The organism is Chryseobacterium sp. 14P4.3.2, from assembly GCF_057799275.1.
In genome coordinates, this window is sequence record NZ_JBYOKO010000003.1 from 270515 (window position 1) to 295666 (window position 25152).

The 25152-nt window shown below is 39.1% G+C and carries 14 protein-coding genes; 13 read left to right on the forward strand and 1 reads right to left on the reverse strand.

Features of this window, described 5'->3' with window-relative positions:
- Window positions 1-112 precede the first annotated feature (112 nt).
- Window positions 113-3373, forward strand: coding sequence for a cytochrome c biogenesis protein (locus AC27VX_RS06895; RefSeq protein ID WP_488694610.1), 3261 nt, complete (start codon window positions 113-115; stop codon window positions 3371-3373).
- A 79-nt stretch (window positions 3374-3452) separates the two neighbouring features.
- Here AC27VX_RS06895 and AC27VX_RS06900 read toward each other — a convergent pair whose 3' ends face one another.
- Window positions 3453-4226, reverse strand: a complete 774-nt coding sequence (locus tag AC27VX_RS06900) for a T9SS type A sorting domain-containing protein (protein WP_488694612.1) — start codon at window positions 4224-4226, stop codon at window positions 3453-3455.
- 265 nt (window positions 4227-4491) lie between these two features.
- Between AC27VX_RS06900 and AC27VX_RS06905 the strand changes: the two genes are divergently transcribed.
- The 12 genes from AC27VX_RS06905 (at window position 4492) to AC27VX_RS06960 (ending at window position 25136) form a co-directional block, all read left to right on the forward strand.
- On the forward strand, window positions 4492-5358 hold the full coding sequence (locus AC27VX_RS06905) for an SPFH domain-containing protein (RefSeq protein ID WP_236859103.1): 867 nt from the start codon (window positions 4492-4494) through the stop codon (window positions 5356-5358).
- Window positions 5359-5443: 85 nt separating this feature from the next.
- Window positions 5444-5635: a type II toxin-antitoxin system antitoxin gene (locus AC27VX_RS06910; RefSeq protein WP_236859104.1), complete on the forward strand. Its 192-nt coding sequence runs from the start codon at window positions 5444-5446 to the stop codon at window positions 5633-5635.
- A gap of 471 nt (window positions 5636-6106) precedes the next feature.
- Complete coding sequence (gene amaB, locus AC27VX_RS06915) at window positions 6107-7657, forward strand: L-piperidine-6-carboxylate dehydrogenase (protein WP_236859105.1); 1551 nt, start codon at window positions 6107-6109, stop codon at window positions 7655-7657.
- A gap of 115 nt (window positions 7658-7772) precedes the next feature.
- On the forward strand, window positions 7773-9098 hold the full coding sequence (lat, locus tag AC27VX_RS06920) for an L-lysine 6-transaminase (protein ID WP_488694615.1): 1326 nt from the start codon (window positions 7773-7775) through the stop codon (window positions 9096-9098).
- Window positions 9099-9160: 62 nt separating this feature from the next.
- On the forward strand, window positions 9161-9388 hold the full coding sequence (locus AC27VX_RS06925) for a DUF2007 domain-containing protein (protein WP_065394573.1): 228 nt from the start codon (window positions 9161-9163) through the stop codon (window positions 9386-9388).
- Window positions 9389-9621: 233 nt separating this feature from the next.
- Complete coding sequence (locus AC27VX_RS06930; RefSeq protein ID WP_236859107.1) at window positions 9622-10134, forward strand: GNAT family N-acetyltransferase; 513 nt, start codon at window positions 9622-9624, stop codon at window positions 10132-10134.
- Between the two features lie 116 nt (window positions 10135-10250).
- Window positions 10251-10706 carry a transcriptional regulator gene (locus tag AC27VX_RS06935; RefSeq protein WP_236859108.1) on the forward strand — a complete coding sequence of 152 codons (456 nt, stop codon included), beginning with the start codon at window positions 10251-10253 and terminating at the stop codon, window positions 10704-10706.
- 1 nt (window position 10707) lies between these two features.
- Complete coding sequence (locus AC27VX_RS06940; RefSeq protein WP_236859109.1) at window positions 10708-11892, forward strand: efflux RND transporter periplasmic adaptor subunit; 1185 nt, start codon at window positions 10708-10710, stop codon at window positions 11890-11892.
- Window positions 11892-15038: an efflux RND transporter permease subunit gene (locus AC27VX_RS06945; protein WP_236859110.1), complete on the forward strand. Its 3147-nt coding sequence runs from the start codon at window positions 11892-11894 to the stop codon at window positions 15036-15038. The genes AC27VX_RS06940 and AC27VX_RS06945 overlap by 1 nt, the downstream gene beginning before the upstream one ends.
- Window positions 15039-15128: 90 nt before the next feature.
- Window positions 15129-16544 carry an efflux transporter outer membrane subunit gene (locus tag AC27VX_RS06950; protein ID WP_236859111.1) on the forward strand — a complete coding sequence of 472 codons (1416 nt, stop codon included), beginning with the start codon at window positions 15129-15131 and terminating at the stop codon, window positions 16542-16544.
- Window positions 16545-16751: 207 nt separating this feature from the next.
- Window positions 16752-16907 (forward strand): bacteriocin-like protein, encoded by a 156-nt coding sequence (locus tag AC27VX_RS06955; RefSeq protein WP_488694619.1) that lies wholly within the window; start codon window positions 16752-16754, stop codon window positions 16905-16907.
- 744 nt (window positions 16908-17651) lie between these two features.
- The gene (locus tag AC27VX_RS06960) at window positions 17652-25136 is read left to right on the forward strand and encodes a SpvB/TcaC N-terminal domain-containing protein (protein ID WP_488694621.1); all 7485 of its coding nucleotides are present in this window, start codon (window positions 17652-17654) and stop codon (window positions 25134-25136) included.
- Window positions 25137-25152: the final 16 nt, after the last annotated feature.

Genomic DNA, 25152 nt, shown 5'->3' on the forward strand with positions numbered 1-25152 from the left:
ATTAAGAATGTTTCAAAATAAGCAAAACCGGGGCCAAAATGACAAAAAACAGCTTTTTTTAAGCTCTTTATGGTTTATCATGCTTATTTTTGCATGTCAAGTACAATAAAACATGAAGAAGCTCCAAGATATTCTTATCTCAACCAGAACAATGGCTGTATTGTTACTGGTTTATGCATTTGCAATGGCTTATGCAACGTTCTTAGAAAACGACTACGGAACTCCTACAGCAAAAGCGTTAATTTATGAGGCCAAATGGTTCGAACTGATCATGGTCCTGCTTATTCTTAACTTCATAGGAAATATCGGCAGATACAGACTATGGAAAAAAGACAAATGGCCGGTCCTGGTTTTTCACCTTGCCTTTATTTTTATCTTTATTGGTGGTGCCATTACCAGATACATCAGTTTCGAAGGTACCATGCACATCAGAGAAGGAGAAACCTCCAATGAAATTGTGACGGATAAAAACTTTTTTAAGATTCAGGTCGAAGAAAAAGGAGATGTTCTTAACTATCAGGATGTTTCTTATATGATGTCTCCACTGCATAAAGATTTTAAGGCAACCTATGACTTTCACGGGAAAGAAGTGAAAGTAACCGCTAAAGAATACATTCAAAGAAAAAAAGACAGCTTGGTTGCTGAACCGAATGGAGCGGAGTATCTTCACCTTGTTTCTACAGGAAATACAGGAAGACAGAACATTTATATCAAACCGGGCGAAACAAAATCCATCAACGGAACATTGGTGACATTCAACAGAGCCATTGAAGGTGCGGTTGAATTCAAAAATGAAGGTGGAAAATTATTCATCAAAACTCCGGTAGACGCAAGCTATATGACTATGGCAACGCAGGCAACGGGAAATACAACGAAGGATGAATTTCAACCGTTGGCATTGAGAAGTTTATACAGCATTAACGAACTGAAGCTGGTAGTACCTGAAGGTCTTAGAAAAGGAAGACTGATGGCTATTGAAGGAGACAGAAAGAAAGATGCTAATGTTCCGGATATGCTTCAGATTGAACTTCAGGGGCCAAAAACAAAGCAACTGGTTGATCTTTCTGTTGAAAAAGGAAATCCAAATGCTTACAAGCAGGTTACGATGGATGGCCTGAACATCATGGTAGGATACGGACCTAAAGTCTATAATACTCCATTTGCTTTAAAACTTGATGACTTTGTAATGGAAACGTATCCGGGAAGTTCATCTCCAAGTGCTTATGAAAGTCATGTGAAAATCATTGACGAAGGTAAAGAAACTCCTTATAAAATTTATATGAACCACGTTCTAAACCATAAAGGGTACCGTTTCTTCCAGTCAAGCTTTGATCCGGACAGAATGGGAACAGTACTTTCTGTAAACCACGACTACTGGGGAACTTTAATTTCCTATATCGGGTATGGACTTCTGTTCTTAGGAATGTTTGTGATCTTCTTCTGGAAAGGAACTCATTTCTGGAAATTAAATAAAATGTTGAGTGATGTTAACAAGAAAAAAGGAAAAGCTGCTGCTATTCTACTGCTATTCTTAAGTTTAGGTTTGAATGCGCAGAAAATTGAGACACACGGTACAACAGACGGAAGCAGAGAACACGTTCATGTAGAAGGTGACGCACATACTCACGCTCAGCCTCTTGATGGTGGTGCTCCAAAGCAGAACTCATTGGCTACTCCGATGGGTAAAATGAGATCTATTTCTCCGGATGAAATCATTGCGAGAAATAAAATCAGCGAAGAACATGCAGATAAATTCGGGTATCTTTTAGTACAAAGTTTTGAAGGAAGAATTGTTCCTATCAATACCGAAGCATTGGATGTTTTAAGAAAACTATACAAGAAAGACAAATTCAAAGGGACAGACGGAAAATATCTTACTGCCAACCAATGGTTCCTTTCAATCAATACAGATACACCAAGCTGGACAATGGTTCCAATGATCAAAGTTGGTCCTAAAGGAGGTGATGAACTGAAAAATAAAACCAAGGCTGACGAAGACGGATATACTTCTCTGATGAACCTTTTCCCTGCAGATGCAAACGGTAATCTTGCGTATATTTTAGAGCATGATTATAACACCGCATTCCGTAAAAAACCGGCTGAACAGACTAACTATGATAAAGAAGTAATTGCTGTCAACGAAAGAGTACAGATCTTTAACGAGTTTTTCAGTGGCCAGTTTATGAGAATCGTTCCTGTGAAGAATGATGCTAACCACACTTGGCATTCATGGCTGGATCAGAAATTTGAACCGGATATGGAGTCTCAACAGGTAATGGGACCTTATTTTGCAGAAGCACTTGCCGCTCAGAAAACAGGAGACTGGAGCAAAGCAGATGCAGAATTGGCAAAACTTTCAGACTATCAGCAGAAATGGGGGAAAGCAGTAGTTCCTGCAAAATCTAAAGTAGATCTTGAAGTATTCATGAATAAAGCAGATATCAACTTCAAATTGTTGATTTTCTACACGATTATTGGTGGACTTCTTCTTGTCTTAGGATTTGTTGAATTATTTAAATCAAATAAAGTATTAACTAAAGCAATTAAAGTAATTATTGCCATTGGTTTAATTGGATATTTATGTCATTTCTTAGGACTTGTAGCTAGATGGTATATTTCAGGGCATGCTCCTTGGAGTAATGGTTATGAAGCTATTATATTTATCTCATGGGTAGGTATTACAGCAGGTCTGATCCTTTACAGAAATGCCAATGCATTAATTCCTGCAGCCGGATTTATGGTGGCGGTAATTATGATGGGATTTGCACATGGAGGTTCAGCTCTTGATCCGCAGATTACACCGCTTGTACCTGTATTGAAGTCTTATTGGCTGATTGTACACGTGGCGATCATTACGTCCAGTTACGGATTCTTTGCCTTGTCCATGATTATTGCGGTCATCTCTCTGGTATTCTACATTATTTCAAATAAAGGAACCTACAAGATACACCACGATACGACTTTGAAAGAATTGGTAATCGTTTCTGAAATGTCATTAACAATCGGTCTTTTTGCTTTAACGGTAGGGAACTTCTTAGGAGGTATCTGGGCCAATGAATCATGGGGTAGATACTGGAGCTGGGACCCGAAAGAAACCTGGGCTTTCATCTCGATCATGGTATATGCTTTTGTACTTCACATGAGATTAGTTCCGGGACTTAGAAGCAGGTGGGCATTCCATGTAGCAACAATGTTTGCTTTCTGCTCAATGGTCATGACTTACTTTGGAGTAAACTACTACCTGAGTGGACTTCACTCTTATGCAGCAGGAGATCCGGTACCGGTACCAGCATGGGTATACATAGGAATAGGCACCATGATTGCCCTGTCAGCCGTTTCTTATTTCAAGTTTAAGGCATTAACGAAGAAATAAAACATCCAGCATATAAAAAGCAAAATCCCGGAAATTCATTTTCCGGGATTTTTTTGTAAATACAAAAAGCAATAATAGGCTAGTTCTTAATAAATTTAGACCGCATTTCACCTATCTGATAAAAGTAAGTTCCGACAGGAAGGTTTTCAACATTAATTGAAATTCTGCTGTCTGACATATTAAAATGTTGAGTTAAAATAATTTTTCCAGCACCGTCATAAATTTCTATTGTATTGGCCCCTTTTCCGGGATTTATTATATTTAAAATCTTATTCGCAGGGTTTGGAAAAGCGGAAAGTTTGGCTTTTGACTGAATTTCTTTTGCGGAAAGCAAAGTTGTTGGCAAAACATAAATTTCAGTTGAATTTGTATTTTGGTTGAATAATCTTAGTTTATTGATATTGCTGATGTTGTCATGATAGATGTTAATATCATATTCATCACTGAACTTATAATTTGGACCAAACTCATGTATTATATTTCCGTCTTCATTGTAAATTTTTATAATGTATTCTCTTTCTGATGTGGCAGGATTATATTTTTCAAATGTGATAATGATTTCCAATTTACTATCAGTATTAAAAATACTTTTAGATAATATAAAATTATTATTGTACTGATCTATAAACATGTTATACCCACTTGGCACAGTTGGAGTAAACTGTTTGTAAATAGAGTAATCTGCTTTATAAATTTTTACCTCATTCATACCGTATCCTACCGAATAATAAAATGTTTCATCAGCATTGGTGTAAACTTGCAGATTTTCAGAAACAAAATTTTTGTCTAGTGTGATTTGCCCAAACATCAATCCTGTAATTGTCATTGCCGCTGATAACGTTAATTTTTTCATAGTCTTTAAATTTAAATTTTCCCAAAAGTATCTTGTCATCTGATAACTTCCTTATGGCTTTCCGTACTTTAATGATTGGGTTGTCTTTTTTTTTGACGGGAAAGTTCAAAACAATTTTTATTTCCATACTGCTTATCCGTATTTCACACCTTTAAACCTACATTCCAGGACGCATCAAAAAAAATCATAATTAATCCCTTATAATTCAAAAATTATTGTCATCTTTATGATATCAAAATAATATCAAATTAAAAACTAAATTTATATGGAAAAAATCTTAAAACCTATGTCCGGCTATGTGACATTAGTGATTTGTCTCATCTTGTTTGTAGCTGCTGTTTATTTCTTCATAAGCGGAGTAGATCAAAGTATTACTTTCGTCGTTTTAGCAATGCTTTGCTTTCTTACCTCATGTTTTTTCCTGAAGGGATTAATGATTATTCAGCCTAACCACTCCAGAGTACTGAACTTCTTTGGGAAATATGTAGGAAGTGTAAAAGAGAACGGTTTGTTCTTTATCAACCCTTTGTATTCATCACAGAAAATATCTTTACGTTCCGAGAACCTGCAGGGCCAGACTTTGAAAGTAAATGACAAAATGGGAAATCCTATTGAAATTGCAGTGGTCATTGTATGGAAAGTAGGAGATACGTATAAGGCCGCTTTTGATGTGGAACGTTATTCTGACTTTGTGAAAATGCAGAGTGAAGCAGCAGTGCGTCATCTGGCTATGAGCTTTCCTTATGATAACCTAGAAGATGACCATGCTCCGATCACTCTGAGAGAAGGAGGAGATAAAATCAACTCTATTTTGGAGCAGGAGCTTACAGACCGTCTTTCAAAAGCCGGAATTGTGATTCAGGAAGCCCGAATTTCTCATTTGGCCTATGCATCAGAAATTGCAGGAGCTATGCTTCAGAGACAGCAGGCGACAGCCATTGTTGCAGCAAGAACAAAGATCGTAGAAGGAGCCGTGGGAATGGTGGACCTTGCCTTGAAAAAACTTTCCGAAGATAATATCGTTGAGCTTGATGATGAAAGAAAAGCAGCAATGGTAAGCAATTTAATGGTTGTTTTGTGTGGTGAAAAAGCGGCAACTCCAATATTAAATGCAGGAACACTTTATAACTAAAAGTGGAAAATTAATAATTAAAATTTTATGGTAGACTTTCTCTACTTTAAAATAAACGGATAATCATTTTAAAGAAATTGAGAGAATGAAATCAGAAAAAGCTCAAAGCTCTTCAGAAAGCAAAGGCAAAAAATCCTTTGTAATAAGAATAGATGAGTCGACGTACAAACTACTTGAAAAATGGGCAGGTGATGAATTCAGAAGTGTGAATGGACAGATTGAATATCTGCTGCATGAGAGCCTCATCAATTCAGGGAGAAAGAAAAAAGAGAATTAGGAAAACAAATTTTAAGGCTTGAAAAACCGCTTTTTGGTCAATAAACAAATGAAAACATTCAGTTCTTGCCGGTTTTCAGATTACAGAAAAGATAAAAAACAGGTGTTTTTTAAACGTCTTAATGAAAAAATAACAATTCAGTCAACTTTAGTACAAAAGAAAGCAGAGAAATTTTTCTCTGCTTTTTTATTTTATACAACTCTGAAGGGTGTCTGCTCCAAAGTAGAATATTACGAGCCATATTAAGCCTTTAATCGTAAAGAAAGCTAATCCTGCCCATCCCACTCGCTTAAACCACTTTTTAAACTTTGAGTTATTTTCTTGTGAATTTTCCATTGGTCAATATCAAAAAGATTACACTGCAAAGATAAGCATGTTTATAATTAGTCCAAATAAAAAGCACGTTAAAAATTAAAGTTTTGAGGTTCGCATAATATTTTTATCTTTAGAGAGAACGAAAAGTAAGATTTTATGTCAAAAAAAGTAAAGGATTTCGGAATTGAGAAAACACTGAAAAACTTAGGTATTAAAGAAGAAAACAAAGGTACCTCAGCAGGCGGGAAATATTTCGCTTCGGGAAAGATGATAGAAAGCATCTCTCCTGTGGATGGAAAGCTGATCGCTAAAGTAAAAACTTCCGGAGAAAGTGATTATGACAAAGTAATTGAAACGGCTCAAAAAGCATTTCAGGAATTCAGGCTGATTCCGGCTCCCAAAAGAGGTGAGATCGTAAGACAGCTTGGATTAAAACTAAGAGAATATAAGGATGACCTTGGAAAACTTGTTTCTTATGAAATGGGTAAATCATTACAGGAGGGGCTGGGTGAAGTTCAGGAGATGATTGATATCTGTGATTTTGCAGTGGGACTTTCCAGGCAGCTTCAGGGGTACACTATGCATTCAGAAAGACCGGGCCACAGAATGTACGAGCAGTATCATCCGCTTGGCGTAGTGGGAATCATTACTGCATTCAACTTTCCGGTAGCAGTTTGGTCATGGAACACCGCTTTAGCATGGATCTGTGGTAACGTTACCATCTGGAAGCCATCAGAAAAAACACCACTTTGTGCCATTGCATGTCAAAATATTATGACTGAAGTTTTAAAGGAAAATAATCTTCCTGAAGGAATTTCCAGTGTATTGGTATCTGACCATGAAATAGGACAAAAGCTGGTTGATGATAAAAGAGTAGCGCTGGTATCATTCACCGGTTCTACAAGAGTAGGAAGAATGGTTTCTTCTAAAGTTGCAGAAAGATTCGGAAAATCTATTCTTGAGTTGGGAGGAAACAATGCGATTATCATTACAAAAGAAGCTGATATCGACATGTCTATCATCGGAGCCGTATTCGGGGCCGTGGGAACTGCCGGACAGAGATGTACCTCAACCAGAAGGCTGATCATCCATGAAAGCGTTTATGAAGAAATAAAAACAAGATTGGTAAAAGCTTACGGACAGCTGAAAATAGGTAATCCATTGGACGAAACGAACCATGTAGGTCCTTTGATCGATGTAGATGCTGTAAACCAATATGCAGAAGCTATTAAAAAATGTAAAAAAGAAGGCGGAAAGTTCGCTGTTGAAGGTGGTGTTTTAAGCGGAAAAGAATACGAATCAGGCTGCTATGTAAAACCTTGCGTTGCAGAGGTGAAAAACTCTTACGAAATCGTACAACACGAAACTTTTGCACCCATTTTATATCTGATCAAATACAAAACGCTGGAAGAAGCTATTGCTATTCAGAATGATGTTCCGCAAGGACTTTCTTCTGCAATCATGACCCAGAATTTAAGAGAAGCCGAACTGTTCTTATCTCATGCAGGTTCAGACTGTGGTATTGCCAACGTCAATATCGGAACTTCCGGTGCTGAAATCGGTGGTGCTTTCGGTGGAGAAAAAGAAACCGGAGGAGGAAGAGAATCCGGATCAGACGCCTGGAAATACTATATGAGAAGACAAACCAATACTATAAATTATACAGCTCAACTTCCTTTAGCACAAGGGATTAAGTTTGATTTATAAAAGATTTGGTTTAAGCAATCAAAAAAAACAATAAAAATTAATAACCTGAATGATTAAATGGCTCATTCACCAGGCCGTTTAATCATTCACTTATTAAATCACACAACAATTTATTATGGAACAAACATTAGATATAAAAGTAAATAAAGTAAAAGAAACAGTAGGAAAACACGTTTTGGCAGACGGTTTTGATTTCGTGATGGATATTGAAAAATCTCACGGATCATGGCTTTACGACAAACTTACTGATAGAGAATATCTGGATATGTTCTCTATGTTCGCATCTGCTTCCATTGGATACAATCACCCTTATCTTCTAGAAAGATCAGAATGGCTGGGAAGAATGGCAGTTAACAAACCCACTTTGGCAGACGTTTACTCAGAAGAATATGCTCATTTTTTAGAGGTATTTGAAAGAGTAGTTATCCCTGAAGAATTACAATATGCTTTCTTTATCGAAGGTGGAGCTCTGGGCGTTGAAAATGCAATGAAAGCATGCTTCGACTGGAAAACCCGCAAAAATTTTGAAAAAGGACTTCAGACAGAAGCCGGAATTTGTATTCACTTCAAACAGGCTTTCCATGGAAGAAGTGGATATACTTTAAGCCTTACCAATACTTCAGATCCAAGAAAATACCAGTATTTTCCAATGTTTGAATGGCCAAGAATTTTAAATCCAAAACTGACATTCCCTATCACAGAAGAAAATCTTGAAGAAACCATCAAGAATGAAAACCTTGCTCTATTACAGATTGGGGAAGCTATTTTGATGAACCCGGACAAGGTAGCGTGTATCATCATAGAACCTATTCAGGCAGAAGGAGGAGACAACCATTTCAGAGATGAATTTTTAGTGGGCCTAAGAAAAATCTGTGATGATAATGAAATCTTATTAATCTTCGACGAAGTGCAGACGGGGATTGCCATTACAGGAAAAATGTGGGCCTTCCAGCATTTCACTGCAAAGCCGGACATTATTTCGTTCGGTAAAAAAGCGCAGGTTTGCGGAGTGTTGGCCAACAAAGAAAAGTTTGACGAAGTTCCGAATAACGTGTTCAGAGAAAGCTCCAGGATCAACTCTACATTTGGAGGGAACTTTATAGATATGCTTCGTTTCCAGTTGGTAATGGAAGTCATTGAAAAAGAAAATCTTGTAGAAAATGCAAGAGTAGTAGGTAATTTTCTGTTGGAAAGCCTTAAAGCTTTAGCTGAAAAATATCCTGAAAAAATTTCCAATGCAAGAGGAAGAGGTTTAATGTGTGCTATTGACCTTCCATCAGGAGCACAGAGAAACCTTCTCATGAATGAGCTTTTCAAGGATGGTTTGATCATTCTTCCATGTGGAGATCAGACCCTGCGTTTCAGACCCCACCTGAACGTTACCAAAGAAGAAATTCAATTGGCATTAGATAAGATTGAAGACAATATTAATAAAATTTAACCCGAAAAGATTTGTAATTCTCAACGAAATATTGTATTTTTAGATATTCAAACAATTAGAATATGGAAAGAAGCACGAGAGTATCGGTTTATGAAAGTGATAACCCTTCAGAAATTCAGTTGGTTAAGTCTAAATTGGATGATGCACAAATTACAAACACCGTTGAGAACAATTATCTTACATTCACTACCACACCTACAGCCACGTCGCTGAAAGTAATGGTAGATCTGGAAGATGAAAAAAAAGCATTTGAAATTATAGATGCTTATCTTCAACAAAATGAAAATTAATAAAACAATTTCATAATTTTAAATTTTACTACTTCGAACCGAAAATTAATTTTAATTAGTTTTCGGTTTTTTTAATTAATCATATAATCTTAACAATTAAGAGATTAAAAAGATTAAATGAATAGAAGGGGCAGCACTTGCTTTTAATGATTCTGGTCTTTAGCAGGTTTCTGGCTTTGTGAATTTATCAATCTTTTAAACTCTTGATCAACTTTTTAGCACATAATAATAAAATGAATTCAGAAATCAAACTGAGAAAAACGGAAATTGAAGACAGAGACATTATTTGGGGAATTATCCAGCAGTCTATTGAAAGAAGAAGACAGGATGGAAGTACACAATGGCAGAATGGCTATCCTAACCTTGAGACAGTAGAAAGTGATATCGCTAAAGGATTCGGATATGTTCTTTGTGTAGATGACGAAATTGCAGTGTATGCAGCACTGATTTTAAATGACGAGCCGGCTTACAGCAAAATTGAAGGAACCTGGCTGAGCAACGGAGAATTTGTGGTGGTTCACAGAGTGGCTGTAGATGAGAAATTTGCAGGGCAGGGAATGGTGAAAAAACTTTTTGACCATATTGAAGACTTTACCAGATCCCATGGAATCCAGAGTGTAAAAGTAGATACTAATCATGATAATATGGCCATGCTCAAAATCCTTGAAGGCAAAGGATATTCCTATTGTGGAGAAGTTCTTCTGGCCGGGGGAATGAGGAAAGCTTTTGAGAAGATTATAATTTGAGCAAAAAGTTAAATCTATTCTCATTGAATTTTTAAAACACCCTGTATTTATAATCTCTATCAAGTTTGTTCGTTTGGTTCCGAACTAATATTTACATTTGCTGAAATTTTTATATTATGCACCAAAGTATAGAAGTTGATGAAAAAATATTTCAGGATGCTGTAAAATTCTATGGCACCATTTTCAACCTACCCCCATTAGCCTCGAAAATCTATTCCTACCTTCTTTTTGATTATGAGAAAGTAGGAATTACTTTTGATGAGTTTGTGGAAGTGCTTTCAGCAAGTAAAAGCTCTGTTTCTACAAGTATTTCGCTGTTACTTAATGCGGAACTTATTATAGATCACAACAAAATGGATGAGCGGAAACGGTATTTTTTCCTCAATGATGAATACAAGAAAATACGATTCGAGAAAATAGTTCAAAAAATGCAGGACGAATTAAAACTACTAGATGATTTAGACAACTTTAAAAAAAGTAAAGACGATGGATACAACGAAAGAATAGAACATTACAAAACACTCTTAAACAAAAACATAGAAAATATTCAGGAATCTCTTAATAAACTATAAAATGAATAATAAGCTAGTTATACTTTCTATTGCAGCGTTTTCACTGACTGCCTGCAAAAAAGAAGCTCCGAAACAGGATGGTGCAAAGCCATTTCCTGTGGTTTCTGTGGAGTCAAAAAATATAGTAGGTTATCAGACGTTTCCGGCTACCATCCAGGGCAGGGTAAACAATGATGTACGTGCAAAAATACAGGGGTATATTACTCAGGTATTGGTAGATGAAGGACAATATGTATCAAAAGGACAGCCCCTGTTCCGTCTGGAAACCAATATTCTGAATGAAAATGCAGCCGCTTCCAAGGCAGGTATTGGTGCCGCCGAGTCTACAATTGCCGCTGCTCAGGCTTCTGTAAATGCTGCTCAGGTTGAAGTAAACAAACTCAAACCTCTGGTTCAGAAAAATATTATCAGTAACGTACAGCTGCAGACTGCTCAGGCTAATCTTGCTCAGGCTCAGGCTCAGCTTCAACAGGCCAATGCAGCTAAAAGACAGGCAGAAGCCAATTATAAAGGGGTAGAAGCCAACATCGAATATTCTATTATCCGTGCCCCTATTTCAGGAGTGATCGGAAGACTTCCGTTAAAAGTAGGAAGTTTGGTTGGGCCGTCGGATCAGACTCCTTTGACAACCATTTCTGATACCTCTCAGATCTTTGCGTACTTCGCGATGAATGAAAAAGAGTATTTTAATTTCCTTGAAAAATCTCCGGGAGCTTCTATGCCGGAGAAGATCAAAAACTTACCAATGGTGGAGCTTCAGCTGGCCAATGGAAGCATGTATCCAGAAAAGGGCAGAATTGAAGCTATTACCGGGCAGATCGACCCTACCACAGGGACCATTCAGTTCAGAGTTGCCTTCTCCAACGCTCAGAAATTATTAAGCAATGGTAACAGTGGAACCATCAGATTCCCTCAGCATTATGATAATGTATTGGTAGTTCCTGAAAGTGCTACCTATGAGCAGCAAGGTATTGTTTACGTATACAAAGTAGAAAAAGATACGGCCAAGAATGTTGTGATTAATGTGATTGACAGAATTGATAATATGGCTCTTGTAAAATCAGGAGTTAACAAAGGTGAAGTCATCATTGCAGCTGGTATCGGAGGACTGAAACCGGGAACAGCAGTGAAGCCGAAGCCAATTAAAATGGATAGTCTTGTTCAATCAATAAAACCGAAATTCTAATGATAAAAAACTTTATTAACAGACCGGTTTTATCCACGGTAATCTCAATTTTGATTGTGATTCTCGGTGTGCTGGGACTGATCTCGTTACCGGTTACGCAGTATCCGGACATTGCACCTCCCACAGTAAGTGTTACAGCGAACTATACAGGGGCCAATGCGGAAACTGTAATGAAAAGTGTTGTAGTTCCTCTGGAAGAGCAGATCAACGGGGTGGAAGGAATGGATTATATCACTTCTTCTGCAGGAAATGACGGTTCTGCCCAAATCCAGGTTTTCTTCAAACAGGGAATTGACCCGGATATTGCAGCAGTAAACGTACAGAACCGTGTTGCCAGAGCAACGCCTCTGTTACCTTCTGAAGTAACACGTTCCGGTGTTGTAACTCAAAAACAACAGACCAGTGCCCTGATGTATATGTCGTTCTATTCCGAAAATAAGGACCTTGACGATGTGTATCTTCAGAACTTCTTAAATATCAACATTATTCCAAACCTGAAAAGGGTAAATGGAGTAGGAGATGCCAACGTTTTCGGAGGTAAAAACTACTCGATGAGAATCTGGCTGGATCCTGCAAAAATGGCCGCTTACGGAGTAACACCTACCGATGTTACCAATGCGATCAATGAGCAGAGTAGAGAAGCCGCTGCGGGTTCTATTGGCCAGAACAGCGGAAGTTCTTTTGAATATATCATTAAGTATGTAGGTAAATTCAACGACAAAGAGCAGTATGATAATATCATCATCAAATCTCTTGCAAACGGACAAAACCTGATGCTGAAAGATGTTGCCAAAGTGGAGCTGGCAGGTCAGTCATATACAGGAATCGGGGAGAACGGAAATTCACCCTCCATCAGTATGGGGATCTTCCAGACGCCAGGTTCCAATGCTCAGGAAATTATTAAAAATATCAAAACTTATCTGAAATCAGCAGAAAGTACTTTCCCTAAGGGAATCAAATATACATTCAACTTTGATACCAATGAATTCCTTGATGCTTCCATTGAAAAAGTGGTACATACCCTTATTGAAGCATTTATCCTGGTATTCATTGTAGTATATATATTCCTTCAGGATTTCAGATCTACACTGATTCCGGCCATTGCGGTTCCTGTATCTATTGTAGGAGCGTTTTTCTTCCTGAATCTTTTCGGATATTCATTAAACCTGCTTACTTTATTTGCATTGGTACTTGCCATCGGTATTGTGGTGGATGATGCCATCGTCGTCGTCGAGGCCGTTCATGCTAAGATGGAGCACGGTATTTCTGATGCCAAAAAAGCAACTGTAGAAGCGATGGATGAGATCACAGGGGCTATTATTTCTATTACTTTGGTAATGGCTGCGGTATTTATCCCGGTGACGTTTATTACCGGCCCTACAGGGGTATTCTACCAACAGTTTGGTATTACGCTGATTATAGCGATTATCATTTCTGCTATTAATGCATTAACGTTGAGCCCTGTTTTATGTTCATTATTCTTAAAACCTCACGAAGAGCATCATACAGAATATAAGAACTTAAACCTGCTACAGAAGTTTTTCTATAAATTTAATATCGCTTTTAAAACAACTACTGAACGTTACGGAAGAGGATTTGTATTCCTGTTAAGACATAAATGGGTAACCCTGATTATTTTCGCTGTTACCGGAGGGATCTTATTCTGGGCAAGCAGCAGTATGAAGAAAGGGTTTGTACCTACAGAAGACAGAGGGATTATCTTTACAGATGTTCAGCTTCCTCCGGGAGCTTCTATGGAAAGAACTTACAACACCTTGAAAACACTTCAGGCCAAAGCATTGAAAGTTCCGGGAGTACAGAACGTAACGATTTCTACAGGTAGAGGATTCTTATCCGGAAATGGGAGTAATAATGGTCTTGCCTTTATTAAACTAAAACCATTCGAAGAAAGGAAAAAAGATGGACAGACTTCTGATGATATTACCAAAAGATTATTTGGAATTGTAGGGGCCGTTCCTGATGCTAAAGTTGTATTCTTTCAGCCGCCAAGTGTACCGGGATTTGGTAACAGTGCAGGTTTTGAAATGGTATTGCTGGACAAATCAGGTGGAGAATATGCTGATCTGGATAATAAAACCAATGAGTTCATCGGTAAGCTGATGCAGAGACCGGAGATTCAGTTTGCTCAGACTTCATTCAATACAAAATATCCCCAGTATCAAATGGACATCAATGTTCCGTTAGCAAAGCAGCTTGGAGTTTCCGTAAGTGATATCCTTGCTACGATGCAGGGGTATATAGGAGGAATCTATACTGCTGACTTTACGAAATACGGAAAGCAGTTCAGAGTAATGGTTCAGGCTCTTCCGGATAATAGAAAAAGTATTGATAACCTGAACGAGCTTTATGTAAGAACGGGTTCAGGAGTAATGTCGCCGATCTCCCAGTTTGTAACCCTTACCAAAGCATACGGACCACAATCTGTAAGCCGTTATAACCTGTTTACCTCAGTGAAAGTAACGGGAGCAAACTCTGAAGGGTACAGTTCCGGGGATGCCATTACCGCTGTGCAGCAGGTAGCCAATGAAACCCTGAATCAAAACTACGCAGTAGAATTTACCGGGTTAACCAGAGAAGAATTAAATTCAGGATCTCAGACGCTTCTTATTTTTGGGCTTAGTTTGATCTTCGTTTACTTTATCCTTTCTGCACAGTATGAAAGTTATATTCTTCCGTTGATCGTTATTATCTCTCTTCCTCTTGGGGTGATGGGAGCCTACTTCGGACAGAAGATTATGGGCTTGGAAAATAATATTTATTTCCAGATTGCCCTGATCATGCTCGTGGGACTACTGGCGAAAAATGCAATTCTTATTGTCGAATTTGCTGTTCAGAGAAGACATCATGGTGAAACTATTGTAATGTCAGCCATCAATGCAGCTAAAGCCAGAGTAAGACCTATTCTAATGACATCTTTCGCCTTTATCTTCGGTTTACTGCCGTTAGTTCTGGCAAGTGGAATTGGGGCAGTAGGTAACAGATCTATTGCTACGGGTGCCGCAATCGGGCTATTGATAGGAACTATTTTAGGGTTATTTGTAATTCCTGTTCTGTATGTGATCTTTGAAACACTACAGGAAAAAATTAAACCTATCAAAAAAGAAGAAATCAATTTAGCTGAATAAAAAATAATGATTCACATCTTAGAAGTTAGGCTTAGTTACCAAACTAAAACTAACTTCTAATTTCTGGATTCTAACTTCTAATTTTAAATAATGAAGAGTTTATTAAACATCATAAAAGGAATCACTTTTTCAGTTTTCATACTCGGAGCTATCTCGTCCTGTATGGCGAGAAAAGAATATGAAAGACCGAAAGACGTTGTGGACGAAAAGCTTTTCCGCACAGATATGCTTCCTTCTGACAGTACCAATATGGCTGATATCTCATGGAAAGAGATTTTTACCGATCCAATACTGCAGGGACATATTTCTAAAGCTTTAGACAACAACTTAGATATCAGAATTGCTCTGCAAAGTATCGGTTCCGCAGAAGCTTATCTTAAGCAAAGTAAAGCAGCCTATCAGCCTACACTTTCTATAGGACCTAATTATACATTCCAGACTCAGTCTATTAACACCCAGTTTGGGCAGATTATCGGATCGAGACGTTATGTGAACCAGTATGACATTACGGCGAGTATTGGATGGGAAGCAGATATCTGGGGTAAACTGAAAGCACAGGAAAAAGCACAGCTAGCCACTTATTTAGGGACAGTTGCAGCACACAAAGCAGTAAAAAGCAGCCTTGTTTCTTCTATTGCTTCGGCTTATTATCAGCTGTTGACATTTGACTCACAGAAGAAGATTATTTCGGAAACCATTGCCGTACGCGAGAAGAATCTGGAAACTACCAAAGCTTTAAAAATTTCAGGTACCGTTACAGAAGTAGCAGTACAGCAGAGTGCAGCACTTGTTTTCAATGCAAAATCTCTGCTGATTGACATTGATACCCAGATTCAATTGCTTGAAAATACAATGAGTCTTTTGATGGGGGAGCCGTCTCATGCTATTGAAAGATCTACATTGGAAAGTCAAAAACTTCCAATTGATTTGAAACTTGGTTATCCTGCGCAGTTATTAGCTAACCGTCCGGATGTAATGAGAGCAGAATATAATCTGATGAATACTTTTGAATTAACGAATGCTGCCAAGGCCCAGTTTTATCCGACCCTGAAACTTACAGGAAGCGGAGGATTACAGTCTGTAGATATTGATCACCTTTTCAGTGTGAATTCATTATTTGCCAATGTAGTGGCCGGATTAGCACAGCCTATTTTAAACAAAAGACAGATTAAGACGAACTATGATGTAAGTCTTGCTAATCAGGAAACAGCTTATTTAAACTTTAGAAAAACCGTTCTTACTGCTGGAAAAGAAGTTTCTGATGCTATCAGAGTATTCTCGGTACAGGATTCTTTTATTGAATTAAAAGAAAATGAACTGGATGCTTATAAAAAATCCGTTGACTATTCTCAGGAATTGGTAAACTATGGAATGGCAAACTATCTTGAAGTATTAAATGCAAGTGTTAACTCATTGAATGCAGAACTTAATATCTCCAATGCCCGATACAGCAAAATGAAAGCTGCTGTAGAGCTTTATCAGGCTTTAGGCGGTGGCTGGAAGTAAAAGTAGTCTTATACAAAAATCATATAAACGTATGTCAGGAATGGCATACGTTTTTTTATTTCTGAATTGTAAGATTGTTAAAATATTGATGAAAATTATAATAGGTAGACTTTTTTATTGATTCTCATATTTATGGTAACTATTTTTTGTTAAATTATAATATGAAGATTTGTCTCTATATTTAACTCATAACTAAAACTAAATACCATGAAAAATTCAAAGAAAATTTCCAGAGAGAAATTAAAAAGTGTGCAGGGAGGTGTGAAAACTTGTCCTCCGGGAATGCATTCCTATCATTGTCCAGGTAGTCCGGTTCCTCAGTATTATTGGGATACTAATACACTTGAATGCCCGGATTTATAATAATAGGACTATCTCAAAAGGACAGTCTTTTTTTATGCCCTGACATACCGTTGTCACTAACGTTCTTTTAAGTCTTCAAAAAGGGGAAGTCTTCAGAGCCACTAAAAAGTTACTGCATAAAACCTCTATCGAATATACTTGATGATTTTATTGATGGAAATTTAAATGAGGATGAAATTAATGAAGTCATAACGAGATTTGATAATATCCCAAAAGAGTATAAACACAAATAATCTCATAAAACGATCATAAAAACTACCTCCAGTTAACCACCCTGATCACTCTCCCCGTTCCGGAACCCATGGAGCTTATATATTGCTAAATAGAGAAAACTATAAAACTACACCATAAAAAACAGGGAAGCTGAAAACTGTTCAGAGATGGTGAACCGTGGATTATAGCCTAACGCCAGAAAACCAATTCAGATATTAATGTTCCTTTATTGCAGAAAGTATCTACTGTTTTTCTATTTCAATTAGTATGAGTTGTTACAGATATTTCTTCGCAAATAGGTATTTATACATAATTGTAAATTAGGTATATATACGCTATTTAATGCTTTTGTTTGTGCATATCTTTAAGGTATATAATTGTTTATGAAATTATTTTGTTTGCAACCCAATATACAGGTCTAACTTACTTGATCACAAGGAAGAAAATGTAAACTTTTTGTTTGGGTTCTATTTGTTTTAAGTCATTCTGCATTTAAATATTTTTTAATTGCAATCAGTCAAAATGATAGCTATGGAAAAAGTATCGATCTCTGGTACTTCTCTGCCTGGTGGAGGAGGAGCAATAAAAGGAATAGGTGAAACATTTCAACCCAATTCATTTTCAGGAACCGCAGCCTATACAATCCCGGTTCCCATAACGGCTGGTCGCGGGTTAGCGCCGTCCCTTTCGTTGGCCTACAATTCCGGATCGGGTAACAGTATCTTTGGTGTAGGCTGGGATGTCGAAATCCCCGAATTTACAATTCGAACCGAAAAGGGAATCCCCAAATATGACGGAACCGATATTTTTCTCTTTTCCGGAAAAGAACTGGTACCTAGAGAAAATGCGACCCGCACTGAAACCGATCAACAAGGTGATATATGGAGTATTTGTATTTATTTTCCACGTGTGGAAGATGATTATTCCCGTATCGAATACCATAAAAACCAAACCACCGGTGAGAGCTTCTGGCGTACATTTGCAACCAATAATACGGTATCGGAATATGGATCGGTTCCCGAGGCGCGTGTTGCCGATCCCGATGATGCGGCCCGGATCTTTAGTTGGCAAATCGTTTCGATAACCGATCCCAAAGGAAATAAAGTTCAGTTTCGATATCAACGGGAAAACGATCTGGAAACCGGAATTTTAAATCGAGGTGCCTTTACACGAAATTATATTGACCGTATTTTTTACGGCAATTATTACAATACTACCAAAGAAGAAAAATTTGCCTTCGAAGTTATTTTTGACTACGGATCGCATGAACTGGATAATTTAACAACAGCTGCGGCCGACCCTTATGCTGAGGTACGTCCGTGGGCATGCCGACCGGATCCGTTTTCTTCGTTTAGAAGTGGCTTCGAATTGCGTACTTATCGAAGGTGCCAAAATATATTGTTGTTTCATCATTTTGAAAACGAAAACAACGGAAATCCTTTTCTGGTAAACCGTTTGCAACTTACCTATTATGATACAACGGATTATAGTAAGGTACCGGATCAGACCGCAGTAATTTCCTGCCTGAAAAAGGTAACCATTACCGGATGCAGAATTCAAAGTGATGGCAGTTACGAATTATTAGCAAAACCAGATCTGGAGCTTACTTTTTCGGTATTTGATGTGGCACCAACTGCAACGTTTAGTACATTAACTGTTGCAGATAATGGGACTATTCCCGGAAAACTCGATACAGGCGATTTCCTTCCGGTTGATTTAAATGGCGCCGGATTACCCGGCATTTTATATACCCGCGATAGCGGATCGTTTTATTACAATCCGAAAGGAAGCGGCCATTATTCAGAACCGGAACTCGTACCGGATTTTGCTGTAGGTGATTCGGGTGTCATTACCGATTTACAGGGTAATGGAATTAAAGACCTGATGGTAAGCAGTCCACCCGGATATTATCCCAATACAGGACAAGGATGGGAACCGTTCCAACCTTTTGAACAATATCCAAGTGCATTGGCCGGAACGGAATCTGTGGATTTGAGTGGAAATGGTAAATCGGATTTTTTAGTGGCTTCGGACGATTATCTGACAGTTTATCCCGGGTTGGGAAACTTTGGATATGGCGAACCGCAACAAGTACCGGCGCCGAAAGGGTTCCCGTTACAAAGTCAGAATTCCGGAAAAACATCGGTCTCTTTTGCTGATTTGTTTGGTGACGGATTACAGCATCGGGTTGCCGTGGCAAACGGAACGGTTTATTGTTGGCCTAACTTAGGATACGGCCGGTTTGGGCAACGTATCCAATTAATAAATGCACCATATTTTGAAGCCGGTTTTGATGCTTCCCGATTCTATTTTGCCGATCTGAATGGCACTGGTACTATGGATATTGTATATGCATTAGGCAATACGGTTCAGGTATTTCTCAATAAAAGCGGAAATAGTTTTTCGGACGCAATTACTATTACTTTACCGGAATCTTTCGATCCGTTAGATAGCCTTCATTTTGCCGATATACTGGGAACAGGAACGAGTTGCCTTATTTTTTCGAAACTAACCGATACGCCAAGGCATTATTACCTGAATTTTTCGGGAGTCGATCCGCAGGATATCGCTATGGTAACACTAAAACCCTATTTGCTTACCGAAACCAATAACAATACCGGTAGCCGAATGGCTTTGCATTATTCCAGTTCGGTACGCTTTTATCTGGAAGATGAACAAGCCGGAGAACCTTGGAAAACACGGTTGTTTTTCCCGGTTCAGGTTATCGACCGCATTACGCAGACGGATGCTGCTTCGCAATCGTGCTACGTTCAGGAGTTTGGTTATCACGACGGATATTATGATCCTGTGGAAAGAAGTTTCCGCGGATTTGGTTTTGTAGAAACATGGGATACACAAACCTACGAAACGTTTACCACGACCATCCAGAATCAGGAGTTCCCGGTAAACGAGATCAATAAAGAATTATTTGTCCCTCCGGTATACACCAAAAAATGGTTTAACACCGGAGTGTTTGAAAGTTATGACGCATTACAGGAGCAATACCGGGCCGATTTCTTTAAGGGAGATGCTAATGCCTACGATTTTCCGGACAATGTGTTTGCTGCCGATATTTATGCCGCCAATGGCAAAACGTTTCGGGAAGCTTTTGTAGCCTTAAACGGAAGCCGTATCCGGACGGAAGTTTACGGATTAGATAATCAACCCGAATCGAGTGTGCCTTATGCAGTCGAACAAGCTAATTATGGCGTGGCTTTGGTTCAGCCGGCATCCGATGAAGAGCATGCTGTTTTCCGTGTCGATCCACGGGAACATATTGCTTATCATTATGAACGTAACGCAAACGATCCGCGGGTAGAACAGCAATTTACACTTGAAGTAGATCCTCAAAGTGGTACAGTAAAACGCGCCTGTGCTGTTTATCTGCCGCGCCGTACACCATCAACTAACGGTGTTTCATTATATCCGGAACAACAACAACTCTTGGCGACTTTTACAACGACTGATGTGATCAATACCGACGAAAACGAAATGTATTGGATGGGAATCGTAGGCCAGGAGCAGGCGTTTCAATTGTCGGGCTTTGCTCTGGAAACGGGTAAAGAATACATAGATTTCGATTACTGTAATCACCTCATAGAAGAGGCGCTACAAAATATCATTCCTTATGGAGTATCACCCGCAGAAGCGGTTGCGGCTTTACAGTTTTCCTGGACCCGCAATTATTTCTGGAATGAAACACAAGATAATTTTTTACCATTACTCACAATCTCCTCACGGGGATTACAGGCGTATACTGCCACAGCACAGTTTACCCAAAATTATATCGATTCGGCCTATAAGGGAAAATTAACGAATGATGTTGTTACCAATGCCGGATTTATTTTCGATAAAGAAACGGGCTACTGGTGGAACAACGGAACGGTACAAACTTATTTTAAAGTCGATACTCCGGAGTTGTTTTTCTTACCTAATGAAGTGATCAACCCTTTTGTTGCGGCCGATTCAGAATTGTCGGTTTGCGGGAAGATGGGCTACGATTCACCATATAATATTCAGGTGGTGGAATTAATAGAATATATTGATACTGATACCGACATCAAAAACACACAACTACTCACACTAGATTATCATACCTGTACACCCAAACAGTTGGTGGATATTAATGGTAATGTATCGCAGGTACTTTACGACCCGTTAGGACAAGTGCGTGTTTCGTCTCTATTCGGAATTAAAAATGGCGATTTGGAAGGCAGCATGCTCCTGTATCCGTACGGCGGTTTTCCGGCAGAATATCAGACACGAACCACAGCACCGGATGGAACACCAATCACAATACAATCGGTTTTAGACCAACAGGACTACTATATACAAGGTGCTTTGACTTACTTTTTCTACGACGAGCATAACTGGCCCGATCGTAAACAACCGTTGGCGGCTATATCTCTATCGGCAACCAATTTTATTCATAAAGGTGCAGAAAATTCAGAGTGTCGCATCCGGATTGAGTTTTCAGATGGTTTTGGCCGGATTATCGAACAAAAAGAATTAGTGGATCCGGGATTGGCTTATGTCGACAATAAACTGGTTGAGGTCGAAGAACGCTGGAATACGTCCGGCAGAACCGTATACAATAATAAAGGACTAGTAGCACAACAATACCTGCCTTTTTTTAGTGCAACATCCGATTACGAAAATCAACAGACATTGATTAATGAAGGGACTATGCCGCCCCCTTCGGTAATGCATTATGACCCTCTCGGTCGGTTAATTCGTACCGACGACCCGAAAGGCTTTTTTTCACAAATCACTTTTACCGCCTGGGAACAAAAAACCTACGATGCAAACGATACGGTATTGGATTCGGATTACTATAAAACGTTTATGGCTAATTATCCGGTCAATCCGAATCAGGAACAGCAGGACGAAAAAAATACTTTAGATAAGGCGGCCAAATGTTATAATACCCCCACAACCGAGGTTTTCGACAATACCGGAACACAGTTTTTGCTTCAAACAAATAATCTGGGAAAAGTTACTGCTGCTACATTCGACACCATTGCCACGGGCTCCGGCAGTACGAGTGCCGATATTTTACAGGCTTTGGTTATTGCCGGTTATATTACTGCCGAAGGATGGCTTACCGCGATTTTTGTACCGTATCAACCTGGATTTGAATTGCAGTTGGCTCCGAAATTCGATAGTATAAAGGAACAGATAACCCTAATCTTGTTGCAAGGCGTATTAACATCTTATTCCGAAACCGATATACAAAGCCGGGTGTTGCTGCAAATAGATCCACGTTTGTATTACACGAATGCGACTACGGGTGCCAATTATATTAATCAGCGCAACACCTATCAGATGAACGAAACAAGTGCGCTGATCACAGAAAGTGCAGATGCCGGAATGGAGTTTCATTTTAACAATATCATGGGGTTGTTATGTTGGTCGTGGACACCAAGAATGTATAACCAACGCATTACTTACGATCGTTTACAACGTCAGAAAACGCTACGGGTTAAGCGATATGTTGATGGCGATCCGATTGTTCCGGTCGATCAATATCCTTTAGTAGAAGTGTGTACTTATGGCGAAGAAATTCAGGATGCCGCCTCGTTAAACCTCCGCGGAAAATTGTACGAACAAAAAGATTTATCGGGAATTGTAACATTTAACAGGTATGCACTTACCGGGCAATCGATTTCGAAAAGCCGCCAGATGACTACCGTTTACAAAGATGCCATCGATTGGAACGATCCGGCAAAGGTTCCGTTAGATCCAAACACTTTATCACTTGAACAAATCTATAATGCTGTAGGCGATTTACTAACCGAAACAACTGCCGACGGTACTGTAACACAACGCAGTTATTCAAAATCGGGCTTATTGGCAACAATCGATCTGAAATTACCGGACGGAAAATCAAAACCGGTTATCCTCCGAATTGAATATAACGCTTCAAACCAAAGAAACCGGATTGTTTTTGCCAACAATTCATCGACGGTTTGTACTTACGAAGCGACCACACAGCGATTGATCACCCTTAAAAATACCCGATTGGTAACTTTGGGCGAAAATTCGCTGTTGCAAAACATTACCTATGTATACGATCCGGTGGGTAATATTACAAGATTACGGGATTTAAGTAGGGATACTATTTTTTATAACAATCAGAAGGTGGTGCCCCTATCGGATTATACCTACGATATTTTATACCGCTTGTTGGCGGCAAACGGCTACCAGCATCCCGGAATATTAGCCAACACCTATCAGAATAACGTGGTTAACAACGACTTTAAGCAAAGTAAATTTTCGGTTGCACCCTCTGATTATGACAAACTGGAAAACTATAGTGAAAGCTATACCTACGATAATTCCGGAAACCTGACTCAGTTAAAACATATTGCTAAATCGGCCTCCTGGACCCGCGATTTACCGGTTGAGGTGAATTCCAATCGTTTAACCGGTATTACGTACGACGACTCCGGGAATTTGCGTCAGGTTATGATCAATAAACCCGTGGCGCTGGATTATAACTGTTGCGAAAATCTGGTGCGCGCCGCTATTATTATCCGCCCGGAAGAAGAAGATGATGCCGATTATTATGTATACGACAGTGCAGAACAACGCACCCGAAAAGTGAGCGAAAGAATGGCAAACGGCGGTACTGTAAACATGATGGAAAGTACGGTATACTTTGGCAACTATGCCTTAAAACAACAGCAAACGGTTACCAATAATAATACTACCACCACTTTAGAACGCGAAACCTTACGCATTATGGATGGCGAAACCTGTTTATTGATTATGCACTACTGGAAGCTCGACGACAATAAAAAGGAAAAGCAAACCGGCGACCGCTCATTCCGATGGCAGCTTTGTACCAAACTGGATTCCGTAGCAGTTGAAGTCGACGATCAGGCACTGCTGATTAGTTACGAAGAATATTTCCCGTATGGCGGAACGTCTATTATTGCAGGTCCGAATCAGCAGGAAGTGAGTCTTAAAAATTATCGGTATTCAGGAAAAGAACGGGACGATACTACCGGATTATATTACTACGGACATCGCTACTATGTTCCCTGGCTGATGCGCTGGAATAAACCCGATCCGGCCGGTGGCGTCGATGGTCTCAATTTATATGCTTTTTGTATCGGTAATCCGGTTAGCATGAAAGATGCCGATGGACTAAGTGCAGGTAGTAAGGGAGGAGACGCAAAAAAAACAAAGAGAAAAAAGGTTTCCGTATTAAGCGACAGCTCGGGAACCGATGCAGATGATGAATCTGATGGTGGAACGTCACCTAAAAAAGCCAGATTACTGAGTGCCTCCAAAAAGATTCGTAAAGAAAAAAGTCAAGGGCTGAAAGAGAAAATATCTTCTCGGCATGGTAGCAAAATGAAATTAGCCAAACGTGTCCATCAGTCCAATTTATTTACCGGAGTAACCGAGGAGATTGTCGCTCCTAATAAAGGGATGAGCCCCGAACGGTTACTGGTTCGTCATTTATCGACGGCTCTTTTGGCTCAGAACGAGGCGTTTACCGAAGTGCAGGCAGCAATCAATCATACTGAAAAAACGATTTATGTAGCCAGTAACAAAAAGCAGAATGAGCTCAGTGCATTATTGTCAGACACGCTTAAAAATTTTACCGTTCCGGATAAAAAAAACTATTCAGGACGTGTAGCCCGACATCTGGGTAAACTGGAAACCGAGATCAACGGAGCGTATCAAGATTATAAACTGGAATTTGTTAAAGGACACGAAGAACAACATGCCGAAACCAAAATTGTGGAAGCCGGAAAACAATTCAATTATATCGGCGGTACACGTCGACCTTGTCTGGCTTGCAGCTTGTTTTTCCAAATTCATAGTATTGCTACCACATCCTATGGTCAGCACCCTGGTGCTTATTGGGATTCTGTAGCGGCACTTCTTTCGTTGAGCCCTTATCAGGAACACCTGAGTATGACTACCTATGCAGGAATATATTATAAAAATTTCGGGTTATCTGCCAGTCAGGTACACGATTACGATACCGATAGTGAATAATGATATTAAAAAACAG

Bases quoted from the DNA above. Each gene is read 5' to 3' on its own strand.
- AC27VX_RS06895 (WP_488694610.1), top strand. From the start codon at position 113: ATGAAGAAGCTCCAAGATATTCTTATCTCAACCAGAACAATGGCTGTA.
- AC27VX_RS06900 (WP_488694612.1), bottom strand. From the start codon at position 4,226: ATGAAAAAATTAACGTTATCAGCGGCAATGACAATTACAGGATTGATG.
- AC27VX_RS06905 (WP_236859103.1), top strand. From the start codon at position 4,492: ATGGAAAAAATCTTAAAACCTATGTCCGGCTATGTGACATTAGTGATT.
- AC27VX_RS06910 (WP_236859104.1), top strand. From the start codon at position 5,444: ATGAAATCAGAAAAAGCTCAAAGCTCTTCAGAAAGCAAAGGCAAAAAA.
- amaB (WP_236859105.1), top strand. From the start codon at position 6,107: ATGTCAAAAAAAGTAAAGGATTTCGGAATTGAGAAAACACTGAAAAAC.
- lat (WP_488694615.1), top strand. From the start codon at position 7,773: ATGGAACAAACATTAGATATAAAAGTAAATAAAGTAAAAGAAACAGTA.
- AC27VX_RS06925 (WP_065394573.1), top strand. From the start codon at position 9,161: ATGGAAAGAAGCACGAGAGTATCGGTTTATGAAAGTGATAACCCTTCA.
- AC27VX_RS06930 (WP_236859107.1), top strand. From the start codon at position 9,622: ATGAATTCAGAAATCAAACTGAGAAAAACGGAAATTGAAGACAGAGAC.
- AC27VX_RS06935 (WP_236859108.1), top strand. From the start codon at position 10,251: ATGCACCAAAGTATAGAAGTTGATGAAAAAATATTTCAGGATGCTGTA.
- AC27VX_RS06940 (WP_236859109.1), top strand. From the start codon at position 10,708: ATGAATAATAAGCTAGTTATACTTTCTATTGCAGCGTTTTCACTGACT.
- AC27VX_RS06945 (WP_236859110.1), top strand. From the start codon at position 11,892: ATGATAAAAAACTTTATTAACAGACCGGTTTTATCCACGGTAATCTCA.
- AC27VX_RS06950 (WP_236859111.1), top strand. From the start codon at position 15,129: ATGAAGAGTTTATTAAACATCATAAAAGGAATCACTTTTTCAGTTTTC.
- AC27VX_RS06955 (WP_488694619.1), top strand. From the start codon at position 16,752: ATGAAAAATTCAAAGAAAATTTCCAGAGAGAAATTAAAAAGTGTGCAG.
- AC27VX_RS06960 (WP_488694621.1), top strand. From the start codon at position 17,652: ATGGAAAAAGTATCGATCTCTGGTACTTCTCTGCCTGGTGGAGGAGGA.